At 69.6% G+C, this 21,387-nt stretch carries 20 protein-coding genes and 1 tRNA gene; all 21 read left to right on the top strand.

Going from position 1 to position 21,387, the window contains the following annotated elements:
* The first annotated feature begins 31 nt into the window (after nt 1–31).
* Entirely contained in the window at nt 32–763 is a 732-nt protein-coding gene (locus ABE488_RS04060) for a YebC/PmpR family DNA-binding transcriptional regulator (RefSeq protein ID WP_346441587.1), read from the top strand.
* A gap of 22 nt (nt 764–785) precedes the next feature.
* A complete protein-coding gene (gene ruvC / locus ABE488_RS04055; protein WP_183426630.1) occupies nt 786–1,307 on the top strand; it encodes a crossover junction endodeoxyribonuclease RuvC in 522 nt (173 codons plus the stop codon).
* 67 nt (nt 1,308–1,374) lie between these two features.
* Nucleotides 1,375–1,965, top strand: a complete 591-nt coding sequence (gene ruvA, locus ABE488_RS04050; RefSeq protein ID WP_346441586.1) for a Holliday junction branch migration protein RuvA — start codon at nt 1,375–1,377, stop codon at nt 1,963–1,965.
* Nucleotides 1,966–2,065: 100 nt separating this feature from the next.
* The gene (locus tag ABE488_RS04045) at nt 2,066–3,928 is read left to right on the top strand and encodes a potassium transporter Kup (protein WP_346447311.1); all 1,863 of its coding nucleotides are present in this window, start codon (nt 2,066–2,068) and stop codon (nt 3,926–3,928) included.
* A 103-nt stretch (nt 3,929–4,031) separates the two neighbouring features.
* Nucleotides 4,032–5,321 carry a diguanylate cyclase gene (locus ABE488_RS04040; RefSeq protein WP_346441585.1) on the top strand — a complete coding sequence of 430 codons (1,290 nt, stop codon included), beginning with the start codon at nt 4,032–4,034 and terminating at the stop codon, nt 5,319–5,321.
* Nucleotides 5,322–5,538: 217 nt separating this feature from the next.
* The gene (locus tag ABE488_RS04035; RefSeq protein WP_346441584.1) at nt 5,539–6,522 is read left to right on the top strand and encodes an LLM class flavin-dependent oxidoreductase; all 984 of its coding nucleotides are present in this window, start codon (nt 5,539–5,541) and stop codon (nt 6,520–6,522) included.
* A 41-nt stretch (nt 6,523–6,563) separates the two neighbouring features.
* The gene (ruvB, locus tag ABE488_RS04030; RefSeq protein ID WP_346447244.1) at nt 6,564–7,601 is read left to right on the top strand and encodes a Holliday junction branch migration DNA helicase RuvB; all 1,038 of its coding nucleotides are present in this window, start codon (nt 6,564–6,566) and stop codon (nt 7,599–7,601) included.
* A 45-nt stretch (nt 7,602–7,646) separates the two neighbouring features.
* Complete coding sequence (gene ybgC / locus ABE488_RS04025; RefSeq protein WP_346441582.1) at nt 7,647–8,096, top strand: tol-pal system-associated acyl-CoA thioesterase; 450 nt, start codon at nt 7,647–7,649, stop codon at nt 8,094–8,096.
* Nucleotides 8,097–8,102: 6 nt separating this feature from the next.
* Nucleotides 8,103–8,900 (top strand): protein TolQ, encoded by a 798-nt coding sequence (tolQ, locus tag ABE488_RS04020; RefSeq protein WP_346441581.1) that lies wholly within the window; start codon nt 8,103–8,105, stop codon nt 8,898–8,900.
* A gap of 51 nt (nt 8,901–8,951) precedes the next feature.
* Nucleotides 8,952–9,389 (top strand): protein TolR, encoded by a 438-nt coding sequence (gene tolR, locus ABE488_RS04015; RefSeq protein WP_241944079.1) that lies wholly within the window; start codon nt 8,952–8,954, stop codon nt 9,387–9,389.
* A complete protein-coding gene (gene tolA, locus ABE488_RS04010; RefSeq protein ID WP_346447243.1) occupies nt 9,390–10,394 on the top strand; it encodes a cell envelope integrity protein TolA in 1,005 nt (334 codons plus the stop codon).
* Between the two features lie 2 nt (nt 10,395–10,396).
* Nucleotides 10,397–10,771, top strand: a complete 375-nt coding sequence (locus tag ABE488_RS04005) for a cell envelope integrity protein TolA (protein ID WP_346447242.1) — start codon at nt 10,397–10,399, stop codon at nt 10,769–10,771.
* 82 nt (nt 10,772–10,853) lie between these two features.
* The gene (gene tolB / locus ABE488_RS04000; RefSeq protein WP_346441578.1) at nt 10,854–12,176 is read left to right on the top strand and encodes a Tol-Pal system beta propeller repeat protein TolB; all 1,323 of its coding nucleotides are present in this window, start codon (nt 10,854–10,856) and stop codon (nt 12,174–12,176) included.
* Between the two features lie 66 nt (nt 12,177–12,242).
* A complete protein-coding gene (pal, locus tag ABE488_RS03995) occupies nt 12,243–12,755 on the top strand; it encodes a peptidoglycan-associated lipoprotein Pal (RefSeq protein ID WP_346441577.1) in 513 nt (170 codons plus the stop codon).
* Nucleotides 12,756–12,763: 8 nt separating this feature from the next.
* A complete protein-coding gene (gene ybgF, locus ABE488_RS03990) occupies nt 12,764–13,582 on the top strand; it encodes a tol-pal system protein YbgF (RefSeq protein ID WP_346441874.1) in 819 nt (272 codons plus the stop codon).
* A gap of 4 nt (nt 13,583–13,586) precedes the next feature.
* Nucleotides 13,587–14,267 carry a 7-carboxy-7-deazaguanine synthase QueE gene (gene queE / locus ABE488_RS03985; protein ID WP_346441576.1) on the top strand — a complete coding sequence of 227 codons (681 nt, stop codon included), beginning with the start codon at nt 13,587–13,589 and terminating at the stop codon, nt 14,265–14,267.
* A gap of 131 nt (nt 14,268–14,398) precedes the next feature.
* Nucleotides 14,399–15,079, top strand: coding sequence for a 7-cyano-7-deazaguanine synthase QueC (gene queC, locus ABE488_RS03980; RefSeq protein ID WP_346441575.1), 681 nt, complete (start codon nt 14,399–14,401; stop codon nt 15,077–15,079).
* Nucleotides 15,080–15,291: 212 nt separating this feature from the next.
* Nucleotides 15,292–15,465, top strand: a complete 174-nt coding sequence (locus tag ABE488_RS03975; protein ID WP_346441574.1) for a hypothetical protein — start codon at nt 15,292–15,294, stop codon at nt 15,463–15,465.
* Between the two features lie 150 nt (nt 15,466–15,615).
* Nucleotides 15,616–15,691: transfer RNA gene (locus tag ABE488_RS03970), tRNA-Lys, on the top strand.
* A 305-nt stretch (nt 15,692–15,996) separates the two neighbouring features.
* Nucleotides 15,997–20,430, top strand: a complete 4,434-nt coding sequence (locus tag ABE488_RS03965) for a DEAD/DEAH box helicase (RefSeq protein ID WP_346447241.1) — start codon at nt 15,997–15,999, stop codon at nt 20,428–20,430.
* Nucleotides 20,431–20,512: 82 nt separating this feature from the next.
* The gene (locus ABE488_RS03960; protein ID WP_346441572.1) at nt 20,513–21,247 is read left to right on the top strand and encodes a response regulator transcription factor; all 735 of its coding nucleotides are present in this window, start codon (nt 20,513–20,515) and stop codon (nt 21,245–21,247) included.
* Nucleotides 21,248–21,387: the final 140 nt, after the last annotated feature.

Below are 21,387 nucleotides of genomic sequence, written 5' to 3'. Positions count from 1 at the left end.
AATCGCGCCTTCGACGCTGAAAAGAACGACCATGGGACGAGGACCTTCGATCGAGGCCCGCAAGAACGCGACCGACGCCAAGCGCGGCAAGATCTTCACCAAGATCATCCGCGAGATCGGCGTCGCCGCGCGTGCCGGCGGCGGCGATCCGGCCAACAATCCGCGCCTGCGCGTCGCCATCGACAAGGGCATGGCGCAGAACATGTCCAAGGACGTGGTCGAGCGCGCGATCAAGAAAGCGACCGGCGAACTGGAAGGGGTCGAGTACGAGGAGATCCGCTACGAGGGGTACGCGCCGGGCGGCGTGGCGGTCATCGTCGACGCCTTGACCGACAACAAGGTCCGCACCGTGGCCGACGTGCGCCATGCCTTCGGCAAGTGCGGCGGCAACCTCGGCACCGATGGCTCGGTGGCCTTCATGTTCAAGCGTCTGGGCGTGCTCAGCTACGACGCCGGCGCCGACGAGGAACGGATCACCGAGGTCGCGATCGAGGCCGGCGCCGACGATGTGGTCGTCTATCCCGAGGACGGCGCGATCGACGTGATCACCGCGCCCGAGGATTTCGCTGCGGTGCGCGAGGCGATGGCCGCCGCCGGCCTCGCCCCCGAGCACGCCGAGCTGACGTTCCGCGCCGACAACGACGTCGCGGTCGATGCCGAGACCGCGCAGCAGGTCCGCAAGCTGCTCGACCTGCTCGAGGACCTCGACGACGTCCAGGACGTGTACTCGAACGTGGATCAAGCGTCGCTGGACGGCGCCTGACGGCGCCGGTGATCCGTCGCCGATGACCCGCATTCTTGGCATCGATCCCGGCTCGCAGCGCACGGGGGTGGGCATCATCGACGTCGATGCGGCCGGCCGCGTCACGCATGTGCATCACGCGCCGCTGTCGCTGCTGTCGGCCGGCGATTTCCCGGCACGGCTGCGCCGCCTGCTGGTCGGGCTGGGCGAACTGGTCGAGCTGCACCGGCCCGACGAGGTGGCGATCGAACGGGTGTTCATGTCGCGCAATCCCGACTCGGCGCTCAAGCTCGGTCAGGCGCGCGGGGCGGCGATCGGCGCGGTGGTGCTGCGCGATCTGCCGGTCCACGAGTATGCGGCCAGCGAGATCAAGCTCGCGGTCGTTGGTCGCGGCAGCGCCGAGAAGGGCCAGGTCCAGCACATGGTCGGCCTGATGCTCGGGCTGACCGGCAAGTTGCAGGCCGACGCTGCCGATGCGCTGGCGGTGGCGATCACCCATGCCCACGTCCGTGCGACGGCCGGCCGACTGGGGCTCGACGCGCGTCAGGCCTGGAGCAGGAAATGAGCGACATCGCGGCCTTGTCCGCCCCCCTCCCCATGTTTCATGACCGGCCCGCGGCCGGAGGCGCTCCATGATCGGAAGACTGCGCGGCAAGCTCGTGCACAAGGCTCCCCCCTGGCTGGTCGTCGATGTGGGCGGGGTGGGATATGAGTTGGAAGCCCCGATGAGCACGTTCTACGACCTGCCCGAGGTCGGGCGCGAGGTCGCGCTGTTCACGCACTACGCGCACAAGGAGGACACCGTCTCGCTGTACGGCTTCCTGCACGAGTCCGAACGCCGGCTGTTCCGCGATGTGCAGAAGGTCAGCGGGATCGGCGCCAAGATCGCGCTCGCTGTGCTGTCGGGAGTCAGCGTCGATGCGTTCGCGCAACTGGTCCAGGCCGGCGACGTCACGGCGCTGACCCGAATTCCGGGGATCGGCAAGAAGACCGCCGAGCGGATCGTGGTCGAACTGCGCGATCGGGTCGCCGACCTGGGTGGCGCGGGTGGGGCGGTGGCCGGGCGCACCGGGCCTGCCGATCCGTTATCGGAGGCGACCGTCGCCCTGCAGCAATTGGGGTACAAACCGGCCGAGGCGGCGAAGATGGCGAAGGCCGCGGCGCGTGATGGCGATGCGGCCGAAATCATCATCCGCAAAGCGCTACAGTCCGCGCTTCGCTGACCCACCGCCCGTCAGGGGCCCCCACGTCATGAACCAGTCCACGCGCCAGGCGGCGCCCGATCCGCGCAGTCCGCCCGGCCACCCGCAGACCCATGGCCAGATCGGCCTGGCGGGGCTGGTCGCCGGGGCGATCGGCGTCGTGTTCGGCGACATCGGCACCAGTCCGCTGTACACCCTGCGCGAGGCGTTCTCGTCGCATTACGGTTTGGTGGCCGATCACGACACCGTGCTCGGCGTGCTGTCGATGATCTTCTGGTCGCTGACGATCGTGGTGACCTACAAGTACGTCACCATCATTCTGCGCGCCGACAACGACGGCGAGGGCGGCATCATGGCGCTGATGGCGCTGGCCCAGCGCTGCCTGGCCAAGGGCGGGAAGTCTGCGTATCTGGTCGGCATTCTCGGCGTCTTCGGCGCGTCGCTGTTCTTCAGCGACGGCGTCATCACACCGGCGATTTCGGTGCTGTCGGCGGTCGAAGGCCTGGAGGTCGTGGCGCCGGGCCTGCATGCGTGGATTATTCCGATCACCGTGCTCGTGCTCGGCATCCTGTTTGCGACCCAGCGGTTCGGCACCACGAAGGTGGGGCGGGTGTTCGGCCCGATCATGGTGCTGTGGTTCGCCTCGCTCGCGATGCTGGGCGTGCTCAACATCCTGCACGCGCCCGAGGTGCTGCATGCGCTCAATCCGTGGTGGGCGGGGCGGTTCTTCGTCGAGCACAGTTGGGGCGGGGTGTTCATTCTCGGCGCGGTGGTGCTTGCGGTGACGGGCGGCGAGGCGATCTATACCGATATGGGCCACTTCGGTGCGCGCCCGATCCGCTATGCCTGGTACTTCTTCGTGCTGCCGGCGCTGATGCTCAATTACCTGGGGCAGGGCGCGCTGGTGCTCGAGGACCCGGCAGCGATCCGCAACCCGTTCTACGTCGGCGTGCCCGAGTGGGCGCGCTGGCCGATGATCGTGCTGGCCACCGCGGCGACGGTGATCGCGTCGCAGGCGGTGATCACCGGCGGCTTCTCGGTCGCTCGGCAGGCGATGCAGTTGGGCTACATCCCGCGCATGCATGTGCGCCACACCTCCAGCGACACTATCGGCCAGATCTACATCCCCGGGGTGAACTGGGCGATGGCGGTGGTGGTGATCGCGCTGGTGCTCACGTTCCAGACCTCCTCGGCGCTGGCGGCGGCCTACGGCATCTCGGTCTCGCTGACGATGCTCATCGATACGTTGCTGCTGATCGTGGTCGCGCGGGCACTGTGGCCGCGCTGGCGGCGCTGGGTGCTGCCCTCGTGCGCGGTGTTCATCCTGATCGATGTCGCCTTCGTCATCGCCAACGGTGCCAAGGTGCTGCAGGGCGCCTGGTTTCCGCTGGTGCTGGGCATCACGCTGTTCACCCTGCTCAGGACCTGGCGGCGCGGCCGTCAGCTGCTGCGCGACGAGATCCAGAAGGAGGGCATTCGCCTGGATACCTTCCTGCCGGGCCTGATGCTCGCCCCGCCGGTCCGGGTGCCGGGCACCGCGGTGTTCCTGACCGCCGACCGCGGCGTCGTGCCGCAGGCGCTGATGCACAACCTCAAGCACAACAAGGTGCTGCACGAGCGCAACGTGTTCCTGACCGTCGAAACGCTCGCCGTGCCGTATGCGGCGCCTGCGCGCCGATTGCGGATCGATCCGGTCGGCGACGATTTCCATCGCATCACCCTGCGCTTCGGCTTCATGGAGACGCCGGACGTGCCGATGGCGCTGATGCGCTGTGGGGACGTGGAGGGCGGCATCGTGATCGACCCGATGGACACCACCTACTTCACCAGCCGCGAGACCGTGGTGGCGACGCCGCGGCGGGGCATGCCGGTCTGGCGCGACAAGCTGTTCGCGCTGATGCATCGCAACGCGGCGCCGGCCACGGGCTTCTTCCGCATCCCCGGCAACCGCCTCGTCGAGCTCGGATCGCAGGTGCATATCTAGCCGGACAGCACGCACCCGCCGGGCGGGTGCGACGCAGTGTCGCGTTCAAGCGCGCCCGCCGTCGGCCGATAACGTCGGCGAGTACCGTCGGACGCCGAACCGCATGCACGCGCTCCTGCCCAGGATCCCGACCTCGCCCCTGCCGCAGCGCGTGCTGCTGGTGGAGAACTCGCGTGCCTACACCCAGGCCGTCGCCGGCACCATCGAGAGCCGGCTCGAACTGCCGGTGACCGTGGCCGGATCGCTGGCCGAGGCCGAGCGGGCGCTCGACGCCCACAACGACTGGTTCCTGGTGTTGACCGGGTTGGTGCTGGCCGACGGCGATCGCGACTCGGTGGTCGATTTCTTCCTGGCCCGTGGCCTGGCCACGGTCGTCGTCAGCGGTGTCTACGACCGCGAACTGCGCGACCGGTTGCTGCGCCGGCAGGTGATCGACTTCGTGCTCAAGAGCACGCCCGGCAGTCTGGATTACATCGTCTGGCTGGTGCAGCGGCTCGAGCGCAATCGGCGGATCTCGGCACTGGTGGTCGACGATTCGGCCTCGGCGCGCGAGCGCACCGCCTGGTTGCTGGAGATGTTCGGCTATCGGGTGGTGCAGGCCGCCGAGGGCGATGCCGCGCTGCGTGCGCTCGAAGCCGACCCGACGATCCGCCTGGCCTTGATCGACGAGGAGATGCCGGGCATGCAGGGCGTGGAAGTGACGCGGCGCCTGCGCGCGCTGCGCGCCCGCGATCGGGTCGCGGTGATCGGCGTGTCGGGCTGCGAGGATGCCGACCTGGTCGCCCGTTTCCTCAAGAACGGCGCCAACGATTTCCTGCGCAAGCCCTATTCGCGCGAGGAGTTCTTCTGCCGTGTCTCGCAGAACGTCGATCAGCTCGAGCTCATCGGCAGCCTGCAGGACTTGGCGACGCGCGATTTCCTGACCGGCCTGCCCAACCGGCGCTGCTTTCTCGAGCGCACCGAGCAGCAGCTGCCCGCCCTGCAGGACGGCGGGACATCGGTGGCGATGGCGATCCTCGATGTCGACCACTTCAAGCACATCAACGACAGCTGGGGGCACGAGACCGGCGACCATGCGCTGCGAGCGCTGGCGAACGCCCTGTCGGCGCATGCTCGCCCGCAGGACCTGATCGCGCGCTTTGGCGGCGAGGAGTTCTGCCTGCTGGTGCCCGGGCTCGATACCGAGGCGCTGGCCGCGTACTTCGAGCGCCTGCGCGGCTGCGTCGAGAACCTGCGGGTGCCGGTGCGCGGCGGCGATCTGCGGATGACCGTCAGCATCGGCGTGTGCGCCGCGTCCGTCGGCGATGACCTGCACCGGCTGCTGGCCGAAGCCGATCGCCGGCTTTACCTGGCCAAGGCCGGCGGCCGCAACCGCGTGGTGATGGACGGCTGACCGCTCGGAGCACGAAGTAAGCGCGAGGCGTATCCGACCGCCACGGCGTCGATCGACGCGTCCATCGGCGCCCGAGAAGACCTGCGATGCGGCTCGGACGAAAGCGCGGCGTCCAGCACGCCGTTACGGCAACCGCAAGGCAGCGTTCCACCCGCCGGCCATGGAGTTCGACGGCTCGGGCCCCATGTCCCTGAGCATGCCCCCTCCAGGCCCCCCGATGATTCCGTACTCTGTCCTCGACCTCGCGCCCGTCACCGAAGGCTCGACGCCCGCCGACTCGTTCGCCCGCTCGCTCGACCTCGCCCGCCACGCCGAGGCCCTGGGCTACCGCCGCTACTGGCTGGCCGAGCATCACAACATGCCCGGCATCGCGAGCGCCGCGACGGCCGTGCTGATCGGCCACATCGCCGGCGGCACCTCGACGATCCGGGTCGGCGCCGGCGGCGTGATGCTGCCCAACCACGCGCCGCTGCAGGTCGCCGAGCAGTTCGGCACGCTCGCATCGCTGTATCCCGGACGTATCGACCTCGGCTTGGGCCGCGCCCCCGGCACCGACCAGGCGACCACCCAGGCCCTGCGCCGCTACTACGCGGGCGCGGACGCCTTCCCGTCCGACGTCATGGAACTGCTGCGCTACTTTGAGCCGGCCAGGCCGGGTCAGCCCGTGCAGGCCGTCCCCGGTGCCGGACTGGATGTGCCGGTCTGGATCCTCGGCTCGAGCCTGTTCGGCGCGCAGCTGGCCGCCTCGCTGGGCCTGCCCTATGCATTCGCCTCGCACTTCGCACCGGCCGCGATGACCGAGGCGCTTGCGCTCTATCACCGGGACTTCCGCCCATCCCAGCGGCTGCAGCAGCCGCATGCGATGCTCGCACTCAACGTCGTCGCGGCCGACACCCGCGCCGAGGCGCAGCGGCTGTTCACCACCCAGCAACAGAGTTTCGTGCGCCTGCGCCGCGGGATGCCGGGGTTGATCCCGCCGCCGATCGACGACATCGACGCGATCTGGAATCCGGCGGAGAAGGCCATGGTCGCCCAGGCCCTGGCGTGCTCGGTGGTCGGCGACCCGACCGATGTGCGCGAGGGTATCGCCGACTTCGTTGCCCGGCACCGCCCGGACGAGCTGATGCTCACCGCCAACATCTTCGATCACGACGCCCGCCGTCACAGCTTCGCACTGGCCGCCGAGGCCATGCGCCGCTGACCCCGGTTCTGGTTCGGGGGGTGGCGTGCGATCATGCCGGGATGACCCAGGACCGCATCATCGCCGCCGACGCCACCCACGAGGACGACGCCGTCGAGGCGAGCATCCGGCCGCAGCGGCTGGACGACTACCTCGGCCAGCAGCCGGTCCGCGAGCAGTTGTCGATCTACATCGAGGCCGCCCGGCAGCGCCGCGAGGCGCTGGACCACGTGCTGGTGTTCGGGCCGCCTGGCCTGGGCAAGACCACGCTCAGTCATGTGATCGCCAACGAACTGGGCGTGGCGCTGCGCGTGACTTCGGGCCCGGTGATCGAGAAGGCCGGCGACCTGGCTGCGCTGCTGACCAACCTGCAGCCGCACGATGTGCTCTTCATCGACGAGATCCATCGCCTGTCGCCGGTCGTGGAGGAAGTCCTGTACCCGGCGATGGAGGACTTCCAGCTCGACATCATGATCGGCGAGGGCCCGGCCGCGCGCTCGATCAAGATCGACCTGCCGCCGTTCACGCTGATTGGCGCGACGACCCGCGCCGGTCTGCTGACCGCACCGTTGCGCGATCGCTTCGGCATCGTCCAGCGCCTCGAGTTCTACAGCACCGAGGAGCTGACCCGCATCGTCCGGCGCTCGGCACAGATCCTGGGGATGGCGTGCGAACCGGAAGGTGCGGCGGAGATCGCGCGGCGCGCGCGCGGCACCCCGCGCATCGCCAACCGTCTGCTGCGGCGGGTGCGCGACTATGCCCAGGTCCGCGCCGGCGGCCGCATCGACCACGCCGTCGCGCACGCCGCGATGCAGATGCTCAAGGTCGACCCGGAGGGGTTCGACGAGCTCGACCGGCGCCTGCTGCAGCTGATCATCGAGAACTTCGATGGCGGCCCGGTCGGCGTCGAGTCGATGGCCGCCGCGCTCAGCGAAGAACGCGGCACGCTCGAGGACGTGATCGAACCGTATCTGATCCAGCAGGGCTTTCTGGTGCGCACCGCGCGCGGTCGCATGGCCACGCGCAAGGCCTACCTGCACCTGGGGCTGCGCCCGAAGGCGCCCGAACTGGGAAATGGAGACTCAGGGGTATTGTTCTGATGGCCCCACGATCCGCTCGACACCACCGACCGTGAGCCACACCCCATGACTTCCCGATCTCCCACCTCCGGTGCCGGTTCACCGGTATTCAGTTGGCCGACACGCGTCTACTGGGAAGATACCGACGCTGGCGGGGTCGTCTATCACGCGCAGTACGTCGCCTTCATGGAGCGCGCACGCAGCGAGTGGTTACGTGCCCACGGTCATGGTCAGACCTCGTTGCAGGATGACCACGGCACGATGTTCGCGGTGCGCGCGATGCGGATCGATTTCCGCAGTCCTGCGCGCCTGGACGATGCGCTGGAGGTCGAAGTGGTGCTGCGTCAGTGTCGACGCGCGAGCGCGGTGTTCGTCCAGCGGATCTGTCGCGAGGGCGTGCTGCTGGTCGATGCCGAGGTACGCGTGGCCGCGCTGTCGGCGGCGGATTTCCGTCCGCGTGCGTTGCCCGAAGCGCTGTATACCCAGCTCAAGTCACTCGAAACGTCAGCGGAGTAATCCTGGATGAGCCCAATGCCCGTACTGTTGCAGTCCGCCGCCCAGGTGCAGGCCCTGCCCGAGGAGGCCACCGCCGGCGCCACCGAGCTGGCGAACACCGGTGCGGCCGCTGCCGCGACTGCGCCGCTGCCCAACGATCTGAGCATCCTCGACCTGATCCTGCACGCCTCGATACCGGTGCAGTTGGTGATGCTGCTGCTGTTACTGGCGTCGATCTCCTCGTGGGTCATCATCTTCCGCAAGAAGCGCATGCTCGACCGCGCAGAAAAAGAGGCCGACCGCTTCGAGGAGCGTTTCTGGTCGGGCGCCGAGATCGGCAAGCTCTACAGTTCGGCGACCGAGCGCAGCCGTGAGATCGAGGGGCTGGAGGCGATCTTCGAGGCCGGCTACCGCGAGTACTCGCGCCAGCGCCAGCGTCGCGGCATCGACAGCCGCACCCAGCTCGAGGGGGCGCAGCGCGGCATGCGTGTGGCCGGTGCCCGCGAGCTCGACGGCCTGGAACGCAATCTCGAGTTCCTCGCCAACGTCGGCTCGATCGCGCCGTACGTCGGTCTGCTGGGCACGGTGTGGGGGATCATGATCTCGTTCCACGGCTTGGCCAGCGTCAAGGAGGCCACCATCGCCACCGTCGCGCCGGGCATCTCCGAGGCGCTGATCGCGACCGCGATGGGCCTGTTCGCGGCGATCCCGGCGGTGTGGGCCTACAACCGCTTCGCGACCAAGGTCGAGCGCATCGCCACGCGCTATGAGGCCTTCTCCGACGAGTTCTCCTCGATCCTCGAACGTCAGACCGGCGCCGACTGACCCCAGCCGCGCCGGGCGGTCGCTGGACCGTCCACGAACCCGGACCCCGCCATGTCGTCGATCTCCCTTCGCCGTGCCAAGCGGCGCAAGCTCAAGAACGAAATCAACGTCGTGCCCTACATCGACGTGATGCTGGTGCTGCTGATCATCTTCATGGTCACCACGCCGCTGATGAACCTGGGCACCGACATCAACCTGCCCGATTCGCGCGCCAAGTCGCTCGGTACGCCGAAGGACCCAGTGGTCGTCAGCGTCTATCCCGACGGCCAGCTGGCGCTGATGGTCGAGCAGCAGAACACCTCGGTCACGCGCGAGGACCTGGTCGCACGCTTGCGCGGTATCCACACGCAGAACCCGGAGGCCACGATCCTGGTCAACGGCGATGGCGCCGCCAGCTACCAGCGCATCATGAATGCCATCGACCTCATCAACGAGGCCGGCATCTCCAAGGTCAGTCTGATCAGCCGCCCGCAGGAGGGCGCGAACTGAATGCGTGAATCGCGCACCGACGACGCGATCGCAGTCGGGCTGGCGATCCTGGTCCACGTGCTGCTGTTCGGGCTGATCCTGCTCGGCGCACTGTGGAGCGCGTCGTCGCGCCCGACCTCAGCCGCCGGTTCTCCGGTTTCGGCGGACGTCATCGACCCCAATGCGTTGAGCGCGGCCGACCGACGCGCGCTTGCCAGCCGCCCCGAGCCGGTCGCCGAGCCCGTGCCCGAACCTGCACCGGAGCCGGTGCCAGCGCCCACGCCCGAGCCCGTCGTCGAGCCCCTGCCCGAGCCGGAACCCGAGCCGGTTGCCGCGCCGCCGCAGCCGCTGCCCGAGCCGCGTCCCGAGGATGCGGTCGAGCGTCGCCAGCCGACGCCCCAGGAGGTCGTGCCCAAGCCCGACACCGTCTCCCAGGATGCCGTGCGTCGTGAGGCGCAGGCTGCCGAGGCGCGCGAGCGGGAGCAGGAGGAAAAGCGCCGGCAGGCGCAGATCGAGCTGGCCGAGCAGCAGAAGCAGCAGGAGGCCGAGGAGAAACGCCGGCTTGCCCGCCAGGAACTGGAGAAGCTGCGCGCCGAACGCGAGAAGGCCCAGCGCGAAGCGCGCCTGGCCGAGCAGCGGCTCAAGCAGATCGCCGACCGCGAGGCGCGCCAGGCGGCCGAGCGCGCCGCGGCGTCCGCAGCGGCGTCGGCGGCGAGTCCGCCGCCCGGCCGTCCCGATGGCGACAGCGGCCTGGCCGCCAAGTACGCGGCGGCGATCCAGGAAGCGGTGCGCCGCAACTGGCGTCGGCCCGACAACGTGCAGTTGGGTCAACGCTGCCGCCTGTACATCACCCAGTTGCCGGGCGGCGAGGTGATCAGCGTCGAGTTCGACCCGTCGTGCCCGTACGACGCTCAGGGCCGGCGCTCGGTCGAGGCCGCGGTGCGCGCCGCCGAGCCGCTGCCTTACGCCGGCTTCGAATCGGTCTTCAACCGCAGGCTCAACTTCAACTTCACCGCGCAGGATTGACGATGCCAAGTCCGGTCTCGACTGCCAGGGCGGCGTTCGCAGTGAGCGTGCTGGCGGTGTGCGGCCTGACCACACCCGTGGCTGGCCGCGCCGACGACGGGCTCGAGGCCCGGTATCGGATGGCCTTGCATCAGGCCGTGCAGAGCCAGTGGCGCAAGCCGGACATCGTTGGGGACGTGCGGTGCCGGGTGCTGGTCCGGCAACTGCCTGGTGGCGATGTCGTGTCGGTCGAGCCGGTACGCGAGTGCGGGTTCGACGCCAAGGCCCGGCAATCCCTGCTCGAGGCGGTGTACCGGGCCTCCCCGCTGCCGTATTCGGGCTTCGAGCGGGTGTTCGAGCGTCAACTCGTCATCACCTTCACCAGCGGCGCGCCATGATTGCGCCCGGATTCATCCTGTTGCGCCGCGCAGCGGCCAAGCTGCGCGGGTCTCTTTTCCCATTCTCATGTCCGGTAGGCCGATGAAACCCATCCTGATCCGTTGTCTGATCGCCCTGTTCGCGCTCGCACTGCCGATGATGGCCAGCGCGCAACAGCAGGGGCTGGAGATCGATATCACCGGCGGCAGCGCGCAGGCGATGCCGATCGCGGTCGTCCCGATGCCCTACCAGGGCAGCGGCACCGCGCCCGATACCGACGTGGCCGCGGTGATCCGCGCCGACCTCGACCGCTCCGGTCAGTTCCGCACGCTGCCCGACCGCGACATCGTCGAGCGCCCGACCCGTGGCAGCGAGGTCCAGTACCCGACGTGGCGCGCGCTGCGCCAGGACTTCCTGGTCGTGGGCCGGGTCGTCGACGCCGGCGGCGGTGGCTACCGCGTCGAGTACGAGCTGTTCGACGTCGCCAAGCAGGAGCGCATGCTCGGCCTGGCGATGACCGCACGCGCCAATGCGATGCGCGACGTCGCCCACCAGATGGCCGACGCGATCTACGAGAAGATCACCGGCGTGCGCGGTGCGTTCTGGACCCGGATCGCCTACGTGACTCAGACCGGGCTGGGGCAGAACGCCCGCTATGCGCTGGTCGTCGCCGATTCCGACGGCCACAACCCGCAGACTGTGGTGCGCTCCAACGAGCCGCTGCTCTCGCCGGCATGGAGCCCGGACGGCCGCCGCATCGCCTACGTGAGCTTCGAACGTGGCAACTCGGCGATCTACATCCAGGACATCTCCACCGGCGGCCGCGAACTGGTCTCCAGCTTCCGTGGCATCAACGGCGCCCCGGCGTTCTCCCCCGACGGCCGTCGCCTGGCGCTGTCGCTCTCGCGCAGCGGCAATCCCGAGATCTACGTCATGGACCTGGGCAGCAAGGCGCTGACCCAGGTGACCAATCACTTCGCGATCGACACCTCGCCGGTCTGGGCGCCCGATGGCGCCAGCCTGTACTTCATCTCCGACCGGGGCGGGCGGCCGCAGGTCTACCAAGCGCCGGCGAGCGGCGGCAACGCCACCCGGGTGACGTTCGAGGGCAGCTACAACGCCGACCCGTCGGTCTCCTTCGATGGCAAGAAAATCGTCGTGGCGCAAGGGTCGGGCAACGTGTACCGTATTGCACTGCTGGATCGCAGCCTGGGGTCGCCCCGCTGGTCCACGCTGTCGCCCGGATCGCTCGACGAATCGCCGAGTTTCGCTCCGAACGCCGGCATGGTCCTGTACGCGGCGCGCGAGGGACGTAGGGGTGTGCTGTATGCGGTCTCTTCGGATGGCCGGGTACGCCAGCGCCTCGTCCTCGCCGATGGTGATGTGCGCGAACCGGCATGGGGTCCGTTCCGGGAACAGCGCTGACGCTGCCTGCACGTCCTTCACAACAATACTCACTGCCCTGATTCGACATAACCAAGGATCGACGAGATGAAGACGACCACCCGTGTGATGCTGGCAGCGCTGCTCTGCACCGCCGCCGTCGCGTGTTCCAAGAAGGTGAAGGAAGAAGCGCCGGTCGCGACCGGTCCGTCCACCGGCACGGTCGCGCCGACCCCGTCGACCGCGGGTGCCTACACGCCGGCCGACCTGGACAGCGACGCCTGCCTGCGCCAGCGCGTGGTGTACTTCGATCTGGATCAGGACTCGCTGCGTCCGGAGTTCCAGGCCATCGTCAGCTGCCACGCCAAGTACTTGCGCGACCGCAGCTCGGCGCGCATCTCGCTTGAAGGCCACGCCGACGAGCGCGGTAGCCGCGAGTACAACCAGGGCCTGGGCGAGCGCCGTGGCAATGGTGTGTCCTCGGCACTGCAGGCCAACGGTGGCTCGGCTGCCCAGCTGGCCGTCGTGAGCTACGGCGAAGAGCGTCCGGTGTGCACCGAGTCGAACGAGGATTGCTGGGCCCGCAATCGTCGCGTCGAGATCATCTACACCGCCCGCTGATGCGCTCGATGCGTCACTGGCTGGTGCTCCCAGTTGCGTTCGCGGCGACCCTCGTGGTCGCCGCGCCCGCGTCCGCGCAGCGCGCGAGCCTGGCCGACCGCGTTGCCGCGCTGGAAGCCCGCTCGGGAGACACCAGCGCGAACATGGACCTGCTCAACCAGGTCAACCAGCTGCGGCAGGAACTGGTCGCCCTGCGCTCGCAGGTCGAGGAGCTGCAGCAGCAGAACGAACAGCTCAAGAACAGCAACCGCAGCCAGTACCTGGACATCGACGGCCGGCTCAACCGGCTCGAAGGCGCCGGAGGCGGTGCCGGCGGTGCCGGTGGCATGGAACTGCCCGAACTCGGGCGTGGGGCCGTCGGTGCCGCGCCGACCCCATCCCAGGACGGCGCCGGCACGCAGCCGTCGGACGCGCCGCCGGCGACGGCGCAGGCACCGGCCGATGAGCGTGGTGCCTACGAGCAGGCGTTCGCCGCGCTGCGCAATGGCGACTACGCCGAATCGGCGACGTTGTTCCAGGCCTTCCTGGCCCAGCACCCGCAGGGCAGCTACGCGCCCAATGCGCTGTACTGGCTGGGCGAGAGCTACTACGTGACCCAGAACTACGCCTTGGCCGAGGAACAGTTCCGCGCGCTGCTGCAGCGCTATCCGACCAGCGACAAGGCGCCCGGCGCCCTGCTCAAGGTCGGTCTGTCGCAGTACGGCCTGAAGAACCTCGAAGCGGCCGAAGCGACGTTGGCCGAGGTCGGCAAGCAGTATCCGGGCAGCGATGCCGCCCGCACGGCAGCCGACCGGCTGCGCGCGATCCAGCTCTCGCGCTTGCGCTGATCCCATGACCGCCGTCGCGCCCGATGCGGTCGCCGCATCCGCGGCCGACCGGCTCAAGCTCACCGAGATCTTCCTGTCGCTGCAGGGCGAGGCCCGCGACGCAGGCTGGCCCACGGTGTTCGTGCGCCTGACCGGCTGCCCGCTGCGCTGCGGCTATTGCGACACCGCCTACGCCTTCCACGGTGGTCAGTGGTGGACGATCGACGCGATCCTCGACGAGGTCGCCCGCCAGGGCGTGCGCCATGTCTGCGTGACCGGCGGCGAGCCGCTGGCGCAGAAGCGTTGCATCGGCCTGCTCAAGCGCCTGTGCGATGCCGGCTACCAGGTCTCGCTCGAAACTTCGGGCGCGCTCGATGTGTCCGACGTCGACCCGCGCGTAAGCCGCGTTGTCGACATCAAGACGCCGGGCTCCGGCGAGGCCCACCGCAACCTGTGGGACAACCTGGCGTTGCTGACCGCGCACGACCAGATCAAGTGCGTGATCTGCTCGCGCACCGACTACGAATGGGCCCGCGATCTCGTCCTCGAACGCGGCCTGCACCAGCGCTGCGATGTGCTGTTTTCCCCAAGCAAGGGCGAAATCTCCGCGCGCGACCTCGCCGACTGGATCGTGGCCGATCGCCTGCCGGTCAAGTTCCAGATGCAGTTGCACAAGCTGCTGTGGAACGACGAGCCGGGGCGATGATCGCGCGATACGCGACGCGGTTCCACGGCCGGCGGTGACGCGCGGGCGACTGCGTTCCGTGCGAGGACCCGGCGCGTGGCGCTGTGGCTGCTAGGCTTCTCGATTCCTCGATTCCCCTCGTTTGCTCCCCCATGAAGAACGCCGTTGTCCTGTTGTCCGGAGGCATGGATTCCGCCGCCGTCGTCGCCATCGCCCGCGAGCAGGGCTTCGCGGTCCACGCGCTGAGCGTGCGTTACGGACAACGTCACACCTCCGAGCTCGACGCGGCCGCGCGCGTGGCGACTGCGCTGGGCGCGGTGGCCCATAAGACCGTCGACGTCGACCTGCGCGCGTTTGGCGGCTCGGCGCTGACCGACGACATCGAAGTTCCCGAGGCCGGCAGCGTGGGCATCCCGGTCACCTACGTGCCGGCCCGCAACACGATCATGCTGTCGCTGGCGCTGGGCTGGGCAGAAGTGATCGGCGCGGCCGACCTGTTCTGCGGCGTCAACGCGGTCGACTACTCGGGCTACCCGGACTGCCGGCCGGAGTTCGTCGCCGCGTTCGAACGGCTGGCCAACCTGGCGACCAAGGCAGGCGTCGAGGGGGCCGGCATCCGCGTTCACGCGCCGCTGCAGCACATGAGCAAGGCGGACATCGTCCGCGAAGGCCTGCGCCTGGGCGTGGACTTCGGGCTGACCGTCTCGTGCTACCGCGCCGATGCACAGGGCCACGCCTGCGGCCATTGCGACGCCTGCCGGCTGCGCGCCGATGGCTTCGCCTCCGCGGGCGCGCCCGATCCGACGCACTACGTGCCGACCATCGCCGGCTGAGCCGGCATCGTTCGCGGGCGCCGGCTGGCCGGTCGGTGGCGCCTATTGCCCGCCGATCGCATGCGGACATCGCCCATATACGCGTGTGTCGCGCTCGCCCTGCGTGATATCGGGTGCACACCTGCGCGATCGCGCGCTCCAGGCGGCGCCGCGACGTGCCTGTCACGGCGCGTGCGTACCGTGGGCGTGGACTCCACACGCGGACACCACCGATGCCCCTGACCGACGACCAGTTGCGGATCCTGCGCGATATCGACGCCACCACGCCGATCACCGAGGCCGAGACCGACTGGGCCGTGCGTGCCGGCTATGCCGTCTTGGCCGAGGACGGGGACATCGACTTGACCGAGCAGGGGCGCGCGCTCGTCGGGGGCCCGCAGGCCTAACGGCGTGACTGGCCGCGCGCCGCTGCAGACGGCGGCCCCTGTCCGGTACAATGCGCCTCCGGCCTGTGCCGGTGCCGCCCAAGGGCGGCAGGCGTCCTCCGCCTCACTGGTGGCCAGGATGCGCTGACCGGGCGCATGCCGCCCGTCGATGGGTCGTTAGCTCAGTCGGTAGAGCATCGGACTTTTAATCCGCTGGTCGATGGTTCGAATCCATCACGACCCACCATTCCATCGACGGGAGCGCCAACACCGCAGGCGGCCGGATGTGCGCCGGCGATCCGCGCTTGCGCAATCCTGTGAGTCGATCCTGAAGGCGCTGCCTGGAATGGACGATGCGTAGCGTGCGCCTCAGCAACGCAATCGGAAGCGTGGTGCGCGGCGCGGATCAAGCAGGCTTTGGGCGCTGCATCGTGCAGGCGTGTGGTAGCCGCTGAACGCGGCGCGCAGCGCTGTTGAAGCCTGCATCCGGCGGTCGCATATCCGTAGCACTCTCGCGGGTGCAGCTCGCGCTGACTGGCGACGCCTTCGTCCATGCCCCTCGACACCCTCCATCCCGCCGTCGCGCAGTGGTTCGGCGACACGTTCGCGGTGCCGACGCCGGCGCAGGTCGCGGCGTGGCCGGCGATCGCGGCCGGGCACGATGTGCTGGTGTCGGCGCCGACGGGGTCGGGCAAGACGCTGACGGCATTCCTGGTCGCGATCGACGGGCTGGTACGCGAGGGCCTCGAGGCCGGCGGGACGCTGCCGGACACGACGCGGGTGGTCTATGTGTCGCCGCTCAAGGCGCTGTCGAACGACGTGCGCATCAACCTGGAGGCGCCGCTGGCCGGCATCGCTGCGGCGCTGACGGCGATGGGGCTGCCGGACGTCGGGATCCGCACGGCGGTACGCACCGGCGATACGCCGCAGGCCGAGCGTGCGCGGATGCGCCGGCGGCCGCCGCACATCCTGGTGACCACACCCGAGTCGCTGTACGTGTTGCTGGGCTCGGTGTCGGGGCGGGCGATGCTCGGGGACGTGCGCAGCGTGATCGTCGACGAGATCCATGCGGTGGCCGGCGACAAGCGCGGCAGCCATCTGACCTTGACGCTGGAACGGCTGCAGGCGCTGTGCGGCCGGCGGCTGCAGCGGGTCGGGTTGTCGGCGACGCAGACGCCGATCGGCACGGTGGCCCGGTTCCTGGTCGGTGAGCGCGGTGGGGACATCGCAGCAACTGCGCAGGCCCAGCCTAACTCGTCCCCGCATGCGGGGGAGGGCGAGGGCGCTGCCGGCACAGCGACGAGGGACAACAACGGCTGCACCATCGTCGAGGTCGGGCTGGACCGCTCGCGCGACCTGGCGCTCGAACTACCGCCCACGCCACTGTCGGCGGTGCTGTCGAACGACCAGGCGATGCAGCTCTATCAGCGCATCGCAGAACTGACGCAGGCGCACCGGACCACGCTGGTGTTCGTCAATACGCGGCGCATGGCCGAGCGGGCGGCGCGTCACCTGGGTGAGCTGCTGGGCCGCGAGCGTGTGGCCGCGCACCACGGCAGCCTGGCGCGCGAAGCCAGGCTCGACGCCGAGCAGCGGCTCAAGCATGGCGAATTGACGGTGCTGGTAGCCACCGCGTCGCTGGAGCTGGGCATCGATATCGGCGATGTCGACCTGGTGTGCCAGATCGGCTCGCCGCGCTCGATTGCTGCGTTCCTGCAGCGTGCGGGCCGCTCACGGCATCAGGTCGGCGGTGTGCCGAAGGCGCGGCTGCTGGCGACCACGCGCGACGAACTGGTCGAGTGCGCGGCCTTGCTCGACTGCGTGCGCCGCGGCGAACTCGACGCAGTGCGTATCCCGCCGGCGCCGCTCGACGTGCTGGCGCAGCAGATCGTCGCCGAAACCGCGATGCAGGATTGGGACGAGGACGCGCTGTTCGCGCTGGTGCGTCGGGCGTGGCCGTATCGGGACCTGGCGCGCGTGGACTTCGATGCGGTCGTGCGCATGCTGGCCGAGGGCTTCGTTGGCCGCCACGGGCCGCGCGCCGGCCACGTCCATCGCGACGCGGTGCATCGCCGGCTGCGGGGGCGCAAGGGGGCACGCATGGTCGCGACGATGTCCGGCGGCACGATTCCCGACACCGGCGACTACACGGTGCTGCTCGAACCCGAGTCGCAGTCGATCGGCACCGTCATCGAGGATTTCGCGGTCGAGAGCTTGACCGGTGACGTGTTCCAGCTGGGCAATGCCAGCTACCGGATTTTGCGGGTGGAGGCGGGGCGGCTGCGCGTGGAGGATGCGCAGGGCCTGCCGCCGAACATCCCGTTCTGGATCGGCGAGGCGCCCAGGCGTACGGACGCGTTGTCGGCGGGCGTGGCGCGGCTGCGTGCGCAGGTCGAGGCCCTGCTCGATGCACCGGGCGCGGGATCCGGCCATCTGCGTGCCCACGCCTGGCTGCAGGACGAGGCGGGCGTGTCGGTCGAGGCAGCCACGCAACTGGTCAATTATCTGGGCCGTGCACGCGATGCGCTCGGGGCGCTGCCGACGCAGTCGTGCCTGGTGCTCGAGCGCTTCTTCGACGCCACTGGCGGCACCCAACTGGTGCTGCATGCGCCGTTCGGCAGCCGCATCAACCGCGCATGGGGCCTGGCACTGCGCAAGCGCTTCTGCCGCAAGTTCAATTTCGAACTGCAGGCGGCAGCGACTGAGGATGCGATCGTGCTGTCGCTCTCGACCAGCCACAGCTTCCCGCTGGCCGAAGTCATGGACTATCTGCGCGCGGCGACTGCGCGCGAGGTGCTGGTGCAGGCCCTGCTCGACGCGCCGTTGTTTGGCGTGCGCTGGCGCTGGAATGCGACCACCGCGCTCGCGCTGCCGCGCTTTACCGGCGGCCGCAAGGTCGCGCCGCAACTGCAGCGGATGAAGAGCGAGGACTTGCTCGCGGCAGTGTTCCCCGACCAGGTCGCGTGCCTGGAGAACATCGTCGGCGAGCGCGAGATTCCCGACCACCCGCTGGTCGCGCAGACGCTGTACGACTGCCTGGAGGTCGCAATGGACGCGTCCGGCTGGCTGGCCGTGCTCCGCGGTGTCGAGGCGGGCCGGATCGAGGTGCTCGCGCGGGAGTTGACCGCGCCGTCGCCGCTGGCCGCCGAGGCGATCAACGCGCGCCCCTATGCCTTTCTCGATGATGCGCCCCTCGAGGAACGCCGGACCCAGGCGGTGCAGCAGCGCGATTGGTGCGATCCGGCCGCGACGGACGACCTCGGGCGGCTCGACCCCGCGGCGATCGCGCGGGTGCGCGACGAGGCGTGGCCGGACGCGGTGACGCCGGACGAAATGCACGATGCGCTGATGATGCTCGGTGCCATCGCCGAGGATGAGGCGGCGGCCGTCGCGCATTGGCCAGCGCTGCTTGCCGCACTGGCCGGCGATGCGCGCGCAACGCGCGTGCCCGTGGGCGGCGAGGCTGCGGTCTGGGTTGCGGTCGAGCGACTGCCGCTGCTACGCGCGTTGCATCCTGACGCCGCGGTCCAGCCTGACGTCACGGTGCCGGTGGAGTACGCGGTGGCGTGGACGCGCGAGGCCGCGCTGCTGGAACTGGTCCGCGCCCGTCTGGGTGGGCTCGGGCCGGTGACGGCCGAGGCATTGGCCGCACCGCTCGGCCTGGCCGCGTCAGCGGTGTTGCCGACGCTGCACGCCCTCGAGCACGAGGGCACCGTCATGCAGGGCTGGTTCTGCGGCGACGCCGCCGGGCCGCTCGAGTGGTGCGAGCGCGGGCTCTTGGCCCGCATCCATCGCGAGACGCTGGGTCGCCTGCGTCGCGAGATCGAGCCGGTGCCGGTGGCTGACTACGTGCGCTTTCTGTGCGACTGGCAACGCGTGTCGCGGAGCGGGCGCGTGCGCGGTGCCGAGGCCTTACCCGGCGTGCTGGCGCAGCTCGAAGGCTACGAAGCGCCCGCGGCGGCATGGGAGGCGGATCTGTTGCCGGCACGGGTGCCGGACTTCTCGCCCGGTTGGCTCGATGCGCTGTGCAGCACTGGGCGTTTGGCATGGCTGCGTCTGCGGCCGCGTGCCGGCGAAGGGAGCGGCGGCCACCTGCGCCAGATCCCGATCGCGCTGCTGCCGCGGCCGGATGTCCCGCGCTGGATGCGCCTGGCGCCGGCGCCGGGTGAGGCGGCGGCGTTGTCTTCGCGCGCGCGTCGGGTCGACGAGGTGCTGGCGCGGGATGGCGCGTCGTTCTTCGACGACCTGCAGGCGCACACGCGCCTGCTGCAGACCGAGTTGGAGGACGGGCTGTCTGAACTGGTCGCCGCCGGGCGTGCGCACTGCGACAGTTTCGCGGGACTGCGCGCGTTGCTGGTGCCACCCTCGCGTCGGCCGGCCACTGGCGGGCGACGGCGTGGGAGGCCGTTGGTCGGCATCGCCGATGCCGGGCGCTGGAGCCAGCCCAGGCGCGGCGAAGACGGCCCCGACGCCGACGATCTGGAGCACATCGCGCGCGTGCTGCTGCGGCGTTACGGCGTGGTCTGCTGGCGGATCCTCGATCGTGAACCCGACTGGCTGCCGCCGTGGCGCGAGCTGGTGCGGGTCTATCGCCGGCTCGAAGCCCGTGGCGAGATCCGCGGCGGCCGTTTCGTGGCCGGGCTGTCGGGCGAGCAGTACGCGCTGCCCGAAGCCGTGGGGCTGTTGCGCGCGGTCCGCGCGCGACCTGCGGATGGTGAACTGATTTGCGTGGGCGCGTCCGACCCGTTGAATCTCGCCGGGACGCTGCTGCCCGGCGAGCGGGTGCCCCGGCAGCCGGGCGCGCGACTGGTTCTGCGCGATGGGCGCGTGGTCGCCAGCCGGGTGGCGGATCGCTGCAGTGTCGACGATGCGCTCTCGGCCGAAGAGGCGGCCGCGGCAAAGGCGCTGCTCCAGCGTTCCGGGGCAGTGCCGCGTCACGGACACGGCCGGTATGGCGCGGCTGCGCCTAGTGATCGCGCTGGGTGACGGCGTCGGGATTAGCGCTCAGCGGGGGTTTGCTATCGTTGTCGAATGACCCGCGGGGAGAGGCGCCCGCTTCGAAAATGGGATGCATGGCGTGAACGGGGCGGCGGTAGAGCGTGTCAGTGTCGCGGTGGTCGAGGACGACGACGAACTGCGTGACGAGATTCTGGTACCCCTGCTGCGTGCGGCCGGGTTCGAGGCGACCGGCATGCCCGGCGCGCTGGCGCTGTACCGCGATCTGGTGGCCGGCCGCTATGACCTGGTGCTGCTCGATGTTGGCCTGCCGGACGAGGACGGCTTCGCGATCGCCCGCCATCTGCGCGAGGCTGCGCCCACGATCGGGCTGGTGATGCTGACCGGGTACGTGTCCAACGGCGATCGGCTGCGTGGTCTGGAAGCCGGCGTCGATGCGTATCTGACCAAGCCGGTCGAGGCCAGCGCGTTGATCGCCACGCTACGCAATCTCGCGCGTCGCATCGTGGCCTCCGATGGCGGCCAAAGCAGCGAGCTGGGCGAGGAGCTCGACAGCGAAGCGGGTTGGCGGCTCGACGAGCGCGGGTGGAACATCCTGTTGCCCGATGGTCGTGCGGTCGAACTCACGCTCGCCGAACAACAAGTCATGCGCCGGCTTGCCGGCTCGCCGGGACAGCCGGTCCGTCGCGAGGATCTGATCGCCGGACTCGTGGACGATGTGCACGAGTTCGATCCGCACCGGCTGGAGATGTTGGTCTACAGGCTCCGGCGAAAGTGCCAGGACAGTACCGGGGTGGCGCTGCCACTGCGCTCGGTCCGCGGCGTGGGTTACGTGTTGACCTGGTGATGGTGGCGCTGGCGGTCTGACGCGAGGGCGTGCCTGGCGTGGGCCAGCCGATGTCGGCATTTTCGGCCGCGGGACACTGGATCGTTCCTGGCGTCCGAACCGGGGCGAGGGGCGGGCTCGGCAATCCCCAATGCGATCGA

Origin of the sequence: Luteimonas sp. TWI662 (assembly GCF_039673825.1) — a bacterium.
Classification (GTDB): domain Bacteria; phylum Pseudomonadota; class Gammaproteobacteria; order Xanthomonadales; family Xanthomonadaceae; genus Luteimonas.
The sequence above is the reverse complement of the archived record's forward strand: the minus strand, read 5'-3'. Positions and strand labels throughout refer to the sequence as shown.

Excerpts from the sequence above, each read along its gene's own strand:
- ABE488_RS04060 (WP_346441587.1), top strand. The coding sequence starts at position 32 with ATGGGACGAGGACCTTCGATCGAGGCCCGCAAGAACGCGACCGACGCC.
- ruvC (WP_183426630.1), top strand. The coding sequence starts at position 786 with ATGACCCGCATTCTTGGCATCGATCCCGGCTCGCAGCGCACGGGGGTG.
- ruvA (WP_346441586.1), top strand. The coding sequence starts at position 1,375 with ATGATCGGAAGACTGCGCGGCAAGCTCGTGCACAAGGCTCCCCCCTGG.
- ABE488_RS04040 (WP_346441585.1), top strand. The coding sequence starts at position 4,032 with ATGCACGCGCTCCTGCCCAGGATCCCGACCTCGCCCCTGCCGCAGCGC.
- ABE488_RS04035 (WP_346441584.1), top strand. The coding sequence starts at position 5,539 with ATGATTCCGTACTCTGTCCTCGACCTCGCGCCCGTCACCGAAGGCTCG.
- ruvB (WP_346447244.1), top strand. The coding sequence starts at position 6,564 with ATGACCCAGGACCGCATCATCGCCGCCGACGCCACCCACGAGGACGAC.
- ybgC (WP_346441582.1), top strand. The coding sequence starts at position 7,647 with ATGACTTCCCGATCTCCCACCTCCGGTGCCGGTTCACCGGTATTCAGT.
- tolQ (WP_346441581.1), top strand. The coding sequence starts at position 8,103 with ATGAGCCCAATGCCCGTACTGTTGCAGTCCGCCGCCCAGGTGCAGGCC.
- tolR (WP_241944079.1), top strand. The coding sequence starts at position 8,952 with ATGTCGTCGATCTCCCTTCGCCGTGCCAAGCGGCGCAAGCTCAAGAAC.
- tolA (WP_346447243.1), top strand. The coding sequence starts at position 9,390 with ATGCGTGAATCGCGCACCGACGACGCGATCGCAGTCGGGCTGGCGATC.
- ABE488_RS04005 (WP_346447242.1), top strand. The coding sequence starts at position 10,397 with ATGCCAAGTCCGGTCTCGACTGCCAGGGCGGCGTTCGCAGTGAGCGTG.
- tolB (WP_346441578.1), top strand. The coding sequence starts at position 10,854 with ATGAAACCCATCCTGATCCGTTGTCTGATCGCCCTGTTCGCGCTCGCA.
- pal (WP_346441577.1), top strand. The coding sequence starts at position 12,243 with ATGAAGACGACCACCCGTGTGATGCTGGCAGCGCTGCTCTGCACCGCC.
- ybgF (WP_346441874.1), top strand. The coding sequence starts at position 12,764 with ATGCGTCACTGGCTGGTGCTCCCAGTTGCGTTCGCGGCGACCCTCGTG.
- queE (WP_346441576.1), top strand. The coding sequence starts at position 13,587 with ATGACCGCCGTCGCGCCCGATGCGGTCGCCGCATCCGCGGCCGACCGG.
- queC (WP_346441575.1), top strand. The coding sequence starts at position 14,399 with ATGAAGAACGCCGTTGTCCTGTTGTCCGGAGGCATGGATTCCGCCGCC.
- ABE488_RS03975 (WP_346441574.1), top strand. The coding sequence starts at position 15,292 with ATGCCCCTGACCGACGACCAGTTGCGGATCCTGCGCGATATCGACGCC.
- ABE488_RS03965 (WP_346447241.1), top strand. The coding sequence starts at position 15,997 with ATGCCCCTCGACACCCTCCATCCCGCCGTCGCGCAGTGGTTCGGCGAC.
- ABE488_RS03960 (WP_346441572.1), top strand. The coding sequence starts at position 20,513 with ATGCATGGCGTGAACGGGGCGGCGGTAGAGCGTGTCAGTGTCGCGGTG.